This window comes from Streptomyces sp. NPDC005374 (genome assembly GCF_042872225.1).
Classification (GTDB): Bacteria; Actinomycetota; Actinomycetes; order Streptomycetales; family Streptomycetaceae; genus Streptomyces.
Genome location: NZ_JBIAKA010000004.1, coordinates 166274 through 174612, shown reverse-complemented (window position 1 = coordinate 174612; position 8339 = coordinate 166274). Strand labels below are relative to the sequence as shown.

Annotated in this window: 6 protein-coding genes and 1 tRNA gene; 3 read left to right on the top strand and 4 right to left on the bottom strand. The window is 71.8% G+C overall.

The window, feature by feature from the left end; translation table 11 throughout:
- Positions 1–130 precede the first annotated feature (130 nt).
- Positions 131–826, bottom strand: coding sequence for a hypothetical protein (locus ACFYRX_RS12025; protein ID WP_389098507.1), 696 nt, complete (start codon positions 824–826; stop codon positions 131–133).
- A 47-nt stretch (positions 827–873) separates the two neighbouring features.
- On the opposite strand from ACFYRX_RS12025, the gene ACFYRX_RS12020 reads away from it, so the two are divergent.
- Positions 874–1062 carry a DUF5703 family protein gene (locus tag ACFYRX_RS12020; protein ID WP_007380901.1) on the top strand — a complete coding sequence of 63 codons (189 nt, stop codon included), beginning with the start codon at positions 874–876 and terminating at the stop codon, positions 1060–1062.
- An 88-nt stretch (positions 1063–1150) separates the two neighbouring features.
- Here the strand turns inward: ACFYRX_RS12020 and ACFYRX_RS12015 are convergent, their stop codons facing one another.
- The 3 genes from ACFYRX_RS12015 to ACFYRX_RS12005 all read right to left on the bottom strand — a co-directional run bounded on the left by ACFYRX_RS12015 (position 1151) and on the right by ACFYRX_RS12005 (position 3849).
- A complete protein-coding gene (locus ACFYRX_RS12015) occupies positions 1151–2005 on the bottom strand; it encodes a chaplin (RefSeq protein ID WP_389098505.1) in 855 nt (284 codons plus the stop codon).
- Between the two features lie 148 nt (positions 2006–2153).
- Positions 2154–2387, bottom strand: coding sequence for a chaplin ChpH (gene chpH, locus ACFYRX_RS12010; RefSeq protein ID WP_389098503.1), 234 nt, complete (start codon positions 2385–2387; stop codon positions 2154–2156).
- Positions 2388–2523: 136 nt separating this feature from the next.
- Positions 2524–3849, bottom strand: coding sequence for a M20/M25/M40 family metallo-hydrolase (locus ACFYRX_RS12005; RefSeq protein WP_389098501.1), 1326 nt, complete (start codon positions 3847–3849; stop codon positions 2524–2526).
- Positions 3850–4048: 199 nt separating this feature from the next.
- Here ACFYRX_RS12005 and ACFYRX_RS12000 point away from each other — a divergent pair.
- Both ACFYRX_RS12000 and ACFYRX_RS11995 read left to right on the top strand, forming a co-directional pair.
- Positions 4049–4136 (top strand) — tRNA-Leu (locus tag ACFYRX_RS12000).
- Positions 4137–4461: 325 nt separating this feature from the next.
- Entirely contained in the window at positions 4462–8325 is a 3864-nt protein-coding gene (locus tag ACFYRX_RS11995) for a Pls/PosA family non-ribosomal peptide synthetase (protein WP_389098499.1), read from the top strand.
- The last annotated feature ends 14 nt before the right edge of the window (positions 8326–8339 follow it).

The following is an 8339-nucleotide window of genomic DNA, read 5'->3' as shown; positions in this document are numbered from 1 at the left end:
TTCGGGCTCAGTACACTCAGGCCCGGGGGGGGCTGCCCCCCCCACCCAACGGGGGGGGGGGGGCCCGTAAAAAGATCCTCCGGCCCCACCGCCCTCGTACGCGTCAGGACACCCGCGTCAGCGTCCCCGCTCAGCGGCGGTCCGCATCCAACGGTTCCAGGTCCTCGTCCTCGTTCAGCTCCGGGTCGAGATCGTCCTCGACGTCGGGTTCGTCGGCCTCGTCATCGAGGTCGTCGTCGAACACGGCGCTGACGTCGAAGCGGCACACCACGCGCTCGGCGTCGACCTGCTCGAACGGCGCCTCCAGCCACTCCCCGGGGTCGGCCGGGTCGTCCGCCGCGGTCACCCACAGCGTGGAGTCGCCCTCCTCCAGACCGAACTCCTTGTGCCGGGAGGCGATCTCGTCGGGCTCGAACTCTCCGAAGAGCACCCCCAGCGCACCGTGCACCGTGCCTGAGGCCTCCGTGCCGAGACCGTCGTCGGCCGCCTCGACCCGCTGAGCCTGCGCCATCAGCCGCTGAGGTTCCGCCACGGCGTAGTCGCGGCGGATCAGCACGCTCAGCGCGCTCGGCTCCTCGGGACCCGTGTAGGGCGGGGTGTCCTCCGCGCCGGGGATCTCGAAGGGGGTGACCTCGTCGTAACGGTCGTAGAGCAGCTCGTCGTACACCTCGGCGGCCGCGGCCAGTTCGTTGAAGGCCTCGTAGACGGCGGAGTCGTCCTCCCCCGACCTCCGTTCGACCGCGGCCAGGTGGCGGTCGAGCGCGGTCTTGACCGCCTCGGCGGCGGCACGTACCTCGGCAGCGGTGGGCTGCACAGCATCAGACATAGTGCAGACGCTATCCGTACCTGGCCCCGGCCCGCACAATAGATGCGATGCCGGAATACGAATTTGTCGACGTGTACGTGCCACGGGGGGTCTCCCGCAAGGACGCCACACGTCTGCTGACGGACCATGCCGAGTACGGACACTGGGAGTTGGACCGACTGAGTCTGATGCGCGATGGCAGCCGCAGGGTGCGGTTGCGCCGGCGGATCATCCGCCAGGTGCGTGCCACGTGGTGAGACAGGACGAACGGAGCGGGCCCCGTCGTGACGGGGCCCGCTCCGTTTCACGCGCGGCGTACCGAGCCAGGGTACGCGGCGTGCGGTCCTAGGCCGAGGCGCGCGCCTTGCGGTAGAGGACCGCGCCCGCCAGCAGCGCGCCGGCACCGACCGGGAGCACCAGGCCGATCGGCACGTCACTGCCGGTGTGCGCGAGTTCGGCGCTGCCCAGGGGCTGGGTCACGGTCTGGGTGCCGGGGTGGTTGCCATGGGTGCCGCCGCCCGGAGTCCCGGTGCCCGGGGTGGACGGGGTGGCCGGGGAACCGGGAGGACCGGGCTCCACGGGGTTTCCGGGGTGGCCCGGGTGCCCGGGGTTACCGGGCGGGACGTTGCGGCTGCCGCCGGGCGTGGTGTGGTGCCCGCCGCCTGAGCCGTTGCCGCAGTCGTTGCCCATCGCGGGGTTGCCGATGCCGACGACGTCGACGCTGTTGCCGCAGACGTTCACGGGGGCGTCGATCGGCACCTCGACGTGGTTGCCCGAGCCCACCCCGGGCGAACCGCCGGTGTGCCCGCCGGCGTGCGCGCCCCCGGAGCCGCCCGAGCCCCCGTGACCGCCGTGGCCACCGTGCCCCTGACTGCCGTGACCCCCGTGGCTGCCGTGGCCGGCCGAGCCGCCGGAACCGCCCGAGTCGCCGTACCCGCCGTGCGAGCCGCTGCCGCCGCTCTTGTTGGCGCAGCTGTTGCCCATCGCGGGGTTGAGGACCCCGACGACGTCCACGGTGTTGCCGCAGGCGTTCACCGGCGCGTGCACCGGCGCCGACACCGTGTTGCCCGACAGCACGCCGGGTGAGTTCACGCTTGATCCGCTCGCGCCCGAGTCGGCGTGGGCGGCTCCGCCTGCGGCGGCGATCACGCCGGTCGCGGCCGCCACTGTCATCAGGCCCTTGCGGGTGGCTTGTCGCATTACTGAATCCCTGCCTTCGACGTTGTCTCGAAATGCCGCTGCTGTGCGGCTCTTTTCCCCTTCGGAAAGGCCTGTCGGCCCCGGAGCGCATGGCGCGCGCTCCGGGGCCGACAGGCTCAACCCTGTTAACTAAGGGCGAGGCACAACGTCACTTGTTGATGCAGGTGTTGCCGAAGGCGGGGTTCAGCAGACCGATCACGGAGACCGTGTTGCCGCAGACGTTCACCGGGACGTGGACGGGCACCTGCACGACGTTGCCGGACAGCACGCCCGGCGAACCGATGGCGGCACCCTGGGCACCGGCGTCGGCGACGGCAAGGCCCGCACCCGCGAGAACCAGGCCACCAGTGGCAGCCGCAGCGGCGACGACCTTCTTGATCATTATTCCTCCTTGTTGGCAATGCGATCCCAAGCAGCGGATCGCATCACCTGTAACGAGGAGGGAGTAATGGAGCTACGAGCTTATGAGCGCATTCACTCTTCTCAGTCAGTTCCGTACACGTTGCCGATTACGGAGGTCATGACGCGTCGATGAAACGGTCGAGAACGCGCACGCCGAACTTCAGTCCGTCCACCGGCACCCGCTCGTCGACACCGTGGAACATGCCGGCGAAGTCGAGCTCCGGGGGCAGCTTGAGGGGCGCGAAGCCGAAGCCGCGGATGCCGAGGTCGTCGAAGGACTTGGCGTCGGTGCCGCCGGAGAGCATGTAGGGGATGGCCTTGGCGCCCGGGTCCTCGGCGACCAGCGCGGACTGCATGGCGTCCACGAGGGCGCCGTCGAAGGTGGTCTCGACGGCCTTGTCGGAGTGCACGTCCTCGCGCCTGACCTTGGGGCCGAGGATCTTGTCGAGGTCGGTGAGGAACTCCTCCTCGAAGCCGGGCAGGAAGCGCCCGTCGACGTGCGCGGTCGCCTCGCCCGGGATGACGTTGACCTTGTACCCGGCGCCGAGCTGGGTGGGGTTCGCCGTGTTGCTGAGGGTCGCGCCGATGAGCTTGGCGATGCCGCCGAGCCGGGCGAGCGTGCCCTCCATGTCCTCCGGGTCCAGCTCGGTGCCGAGCGCGTCGCCGAGTTCGTCGAGGAAGGCCCGGGTGGTCTTGGTGACCCGCACCGGGAACTTGTGGCGGCCGAGCCGCGCGACGGCCTCCGACAGTTCGGTGATGGCGTTGTCCCGGTGGATCATCGACCCGTGCCCGGCGGTGCCGGCCACCGTCAGCTTCATCCAGTGCATGCCCTTCTCGGCCGTCTGGATCAGGTAGAGCCGGCGCTGCTCGTTGACCGTGAAGGAGAAGCCGCCCACCTCGCTGATCGCCTCGGTCACGCCCTCGAAGAGGTCCGGGTGGTTGTCGACGAGGTGCCGGGCGCCGAAGGTGCCGCCCGCCTCCTCGTCGGCGAGGAACGCGAGGACGATGTCCCGGGGCGGCCTGCGTCCGCTGCGCAGCCGGTCGCGGACGACCGCCAGGGTCATCGCGTCCATGTCCTTCATGTCGACGGCGCCCCGGCCCCACACGCACCCGTCGGCGACCTCGCCGGAGAACGGGTGGTGGGTCCAGTCCTGCGCGTTGGCCGGTACGACGTCGAGGTGGCCGTGGATGAGCAGCGCGGGCCTGGACGGGTCCTCGCCCGCGATCCGGGCGACCGTGGAGGCGCGGCCGGGGTGCGACTCGTAGATCTGCGGGTCGAGACCCACCTCGGCGAGCTTTCCCGCGACCCACTCGGCCGCCTTGCGCTCGCCCGGGCCGGAGTGGTCGCCGTAGTTGCTGGTGTCGAACCGGATCAGCTCGCGGCACAGGTCCACGACCTCGTCCTCGCCGGCGACGCTCCTGCCAGTGTCGGTCTCGCTCACGGTGTTTCCTCCCGCTGTCACTGCTGGTGGTTCCCCTCATCCTCTCCCCGCCACCCGGTCCGCCCCAAGACCGGGCCCGGCCCGTCACACGCCGTTCACGCGAGGCCCGGGGCGGGAACAGGGGGTGATCGGACGCCCTCGAAAGCCTGGTAATGTTTCCTTCGTCGCTGCGGGTGAAACCCCGTGCGGCAGACACCTTGTCCGGGTGGCGGAATGGCAGACGCGCTAGCTTGAGGTGCTAGTGCCCTTTATCGGGCGTGGGGGTTCAAGTCCCCCCTCGGACACCAGCCGAATCCCCCGGCCGCTCAGCGGCCGGGGGATTCGTCGTGTCGCGGGCGAGCACACGGTCGGGGAGTGTTCATGGAGGGGTCGGTTCCCCTTCGCTCGCCGTATGTGGGGCATCTCTCGCTCCATGTGAAGATCACCAGGTCAGAGACGTACGTTCGGTGTTCCACCATCCTCCGGACGGCCTCCCAGGTGGCCGATTCGGGGGCATGAGCCTAGCGTCGTACTAAAATTTCCGGCTTGTTACGAGCTGGAGCCGGACAACCCCAGGCAGACCTGCGGCCCGCCAGCGCCCCGGAGGCCTCCGGGATCGAGACGCGAGGACCGATGGCAGCCACACACGAGAGCAGTGCTCTCGGCCTGCTCAAGGAAGAGTTCAGCGCAGAGATCCGCGAGCAGTTCGGCGACACCGCCCGTTTCTCCGGGGGGCCCGCCTCCTCCCCGCGCACGCTCGTCGACGTCTTCGACGCGTCCGTGCGCTCCCACCCCGACGAGCTCGCCCTCGACGACGGGACGACCCGGCTCAGCTACCGCGCCCTGGCCGTGGAGGTGGAGCGGCTGCGGCGACGGCTCGCCGAGGCCGGGGTGGGGCTCGGCGACCGGGTGGGCGTCCGGGTGCCGTCCGGCACCAACGACCTCTACGTCGCGATCCTCGCCGTGCTGGCCGCGGGCGCCGCGTACGTCCCCGTGGACGCCGAGGACCCCGATGAGCGGGCCGAGCTGGTGTTCGGGGAGGCGGAGGTCCGGGCCGTGGTCGGCGCCGGGCACGAGCTGACCGTCAACGGGCGCGCCGAGGTCCCCGCCGCCCGGCCCGGCGTCGAGCACGACGCGTGGATCATCTTCACCTCCGGCTCCACCGGCAAGCCCAAGGGCGTGGCCGTCTCGCACCGCAGCGCCGCCGCGTTCGTGGACGCCGAGGCCGCGCTGTTCCTCACCGACGACCCCATCGGTCCCGGTGACAGGGTCATGGCGGGGCTGTCGGTCGCCTTCGACGCCTCCTGCGAGGAGATGTGGCTGGCGTGGCGGTACGGGGCCTGTCTGGTGCCGGTGCCGCGGTCGCAGGTCAGGAGTGGGGCCGACCTCGGTCCCTGGCTTGTCGAGCAGGAGATCACCGTCGTGTCGACGGTGCCGACGCTCGCCTCGTTGTGGGAGTCCGAGACCCTCAACGACGTACGGCTGCTGATCTTCGGCGGTGAGGCGTGCCCGCCCGAGCTGGTGCAGCGGCTGGTGACGGAGGGGCGCGAGGTGTGGAACACCTACGGGCCCACCGAGGCGACCGTGGTGGCCTGTGCCTCGCTGATGAGCGGCGAGGAGCCGATCCGGATCGGGCTGCCGCTGGACGGCTGGGAGCTGGCCGTCGTCGACGAGGCCGGCGACCCCGTGCCGATGGGCGCGAGCGGGCAGCTGGTGATCGGCGGGGTCGGGCTCGCCCGGTACCTGGACGCCGAGAAGGACGCGGAGAAGTACGCGCCGCTGAAGTCGCTGGGCTGGGAGCGGGCGTATCGCAGCGGTGACCTGGTGAAGGCCGAGCCCGAGGGGCTCGTCTTCCTCGGGCGTGCCGACGAGCAGATCAAGCTCGGGGGCCGGCGGATCGAGCTCGGTGAGGTCGACGCGGCTCTGCAGGCACTGCCGGGGGTCGCGGGAGCGGCCGCCGCCGTGCGCACCGCCCGCAGCGGCAACCAGCTCCTCGTCGGGTACGTCGTCACGCAGGAGGGCTGGGACCACGCGACGGCCGTCGAGAAGCTGCGCGCCGAACTGCCCGCCGCGCTCGTGCCGTTGATCGCTCCCGTGGCGGACCTGCCGACCCGGACCTCCGGCAAGGTGGACCGCAACGCGCTGCCCTGGCCCCTGGAGGACCTCGAGACCAGCGGCCCCGCCGAGGAGTTGTACGGCACCGAGGCCTGGCTCGCCGAGCAGTGGGCGGAAGTCCTCGGCATCCCGGTCACCAGTGCCCGTGACGACTTCTTCGCGGTCGGCGGTGGCAGCCTGGCCGCCGCCCAGCTGACCACCCGGCTGCGCACCCGCTACCCGAGCGCGGCCGTCCTCGACATCTACCAGCAGCCCACGTTGCGGAAGCTGGCCCGTCACCTGGAGGAGTCCTCCCAGGACGACGGGGCGACGCGCGTGATCACGCCCGTGCCCCGCAGCGCCCAGGTGATCCAACTCCTGGTCCTGCTCCCGCTGTTCACCCTGATGGGACTGCGCTGGCTGGTGCCGCTGGCCGCGCTCGGGAACGTCCTGCCGTACTCCTGGCTGCCGAGCACCTCGTGGTGGCTGGTCGGGGCCGGGGCGCTGCTGCTCTTCAGCCCGCCCGGACGGCTCGCGATCGCCGCGGGCGGTGCGCGGCTGCTGCTGCGCGGTGTCCAGCCGGGCCGCTACGCCCGCGGTGGCAGCCTCCACCTGCGGCTCTGGACGGCCGAGCGGCTGGCCGAGTTCACCGGGGCGACCTCGCTGACCGGCTCCTGGCTGGAGCGGTACGCGCGGGCGCTCGGCGCCAAGATCGGTCCGGACGTGGACCTGCACTCGCTGCCGCCGGTGACGGGGATGCTCAGGCTGGGCCGGGGTGCCGCCGTGGAGTCCGAGGTGGACCTGTCCGGCTGGTGGCTGGACGGCGACCGGCTGGAGATCGGCGCGGTCAGGGTGGGCGCGCACGCCGTCGTCGGCACGCGCAGCATGCTGTTCCCGGGCGCCCGGGTCGGCAAGCGGGCCGAGGTGGCGCCGGGTTCGGCGGTCACCGGCCAGATCCCGACCGGGCAGCGCTGGGCGGGCGCGCCCGCGGTCAAGCTCGGCAAGGCCAAGCGCAACTGGCCGAAGGAACGGCCGGTGCGGGGCACGTACTGGCGGGTGATGTACGGCGTCACCGGCCTCGCGCTGACGCTGCTGCCGGTGCTGGCGGGCGGCGCGGCCTTCCTGGTGGCCCGTCCGTTCCTGGCCGGGGGCTCTCCCCTGACGGGTGCCTTCCTCGCCCTCGTCCCGGCGACGCTGGCCTTCGGTCTCGCGTACGCGCTGCTGCTCCTGGTCGGCGTCCGGCTGCTGAGTCTGGGGCTGCGCGAGGGGACGTATCCGACGCACAGCCGCATCGGCTGGCAGGCGTGGACCGTGACGCAGCTGATGGACCTCTCGCGCGAGACGCTGTTCCCCCTGTACGCCGGGCTGGCCACGCCGGTGTGGCTGCGGCTGCTCGGGATGCGGATCGGGCGGGGCGCCGAGGTGTCGACCGTGCTCGCGCTGCCGAGCCTGACGACGGTCGGCGAGGGCGCGTTCCTGGCCGACGACACGCTGACCGCGCCGTACGAGCTGGGTGGCGGCTGGGTGCGGATAGGGCGTGCGGAGATCGGGCGGCGGGCGTTCCTCGGGAACTCGGGGATGACCGCGCCGGGGCGGAGCGTGCCGGACGGCGGGCTCGTCGGGGTGCTGTCGGCGACGCCGAAGAAGGCGAAGAAGGGCACGTCGTACCTGGGTCTGCCGCCGGTGAAGCTGCCCCGGAACACGGCCGACAGCGACCAGAGCCGGACGTACGAGCCGTCGGCGGGGCTGCTGTGGGCGCGTGGCCTCGTGGAGCTGTGCCGGATCGTGCCGGTGTTCTGCTCGGCGGGTGTGGCCGTGCTGACGGTGGCCGCGCTGTGCGTGCTGGGGCCGTGGGCCTGGCTGCTGGCCGGGGTGGTGCTGCTGGCGGCCGGTGCGCTGGCGGGTCTGGTGTCGATGGCCGCGAAGTGGCTGCTCGTGGGGCGGCACCGCAGCGGGGAGCACCCGCTGTGGAGCGGCTTCGTGTGGCGCAACGAGCTCGCGGACACCTTCGTCGAGGTGCTCGCGGTGCCGTGGCTGGCGGGCTCCGTGCCGGGCACGCCGGTGATGACGGCGTGGCTCAGGCGGCTCGGCGCGCGGATCGGCAAGGGCGTCTGGGTGGAGAGCTACTGGCTGCCGGAGACCGATCTGGTGACGCTGGAGGACGCGGCGACCGTGAACCGCGGCTGTGTGCTCCAGACCCACCTCTTCCACGACCGGATCTTGCGGACGGATACTGTTGTTCTCCGTGAGGGTGCCACGCTGGGCCCTGGCGGGATCGTGCTGCCCGGCAGCACGATCGGGGCCCGCACCACGCTGGGTCCCGCGTCGCTCGTCATGGCAGCGGAGTCCGTCCCGGACGACACCCGTTGGCTGGGCAACCCGATCGAGGCATGGCGTCCCTGAAGGCGGGCCACTCG

What these genes read in the sequence shown, in the direction of transcription:
- ACFYRX_RS12025 (WP_389098507.1), bottom strand. Translation starts at nt 826, where the DNA reads ATGTCTGATGCTGTGCAGCCCACCGCTGCCGAGGTACGTGCCGCCGCC.
- ACFYRX_RS12020 (WP_007380901.1), top strand. Translation starts at nt 874, where the DNA reads ATGCCGGAATACGAATTTGTCGACGTGTACGTGCCACGGGGGGTCTCC.
- ACFYRX_RS12015 (WP_389098505.1), bottom strand. Translation starts at nt 2,005, where the DNA reads ATGCGACAAGCCACCCGCAAGGGCCTGATGACAGTGGCGGCCGCGACC.
- chpH (WP_389098503.1), bottom strand. Translation starts at nt 2,387, where the DNA reads ATGATCAAGAAGGTCGTCGCCGCTGCGGCTGCCACTGGTGGCCTGGTT.
- ACFYRX_RS11995 (WP_389098499.1), top strand. Translation starts at nt 4,462, where the DNA reads ATGGCAGCCACACACGAGAGCAGTGCTCTCGGCCTGCTCAAGGAAGAG.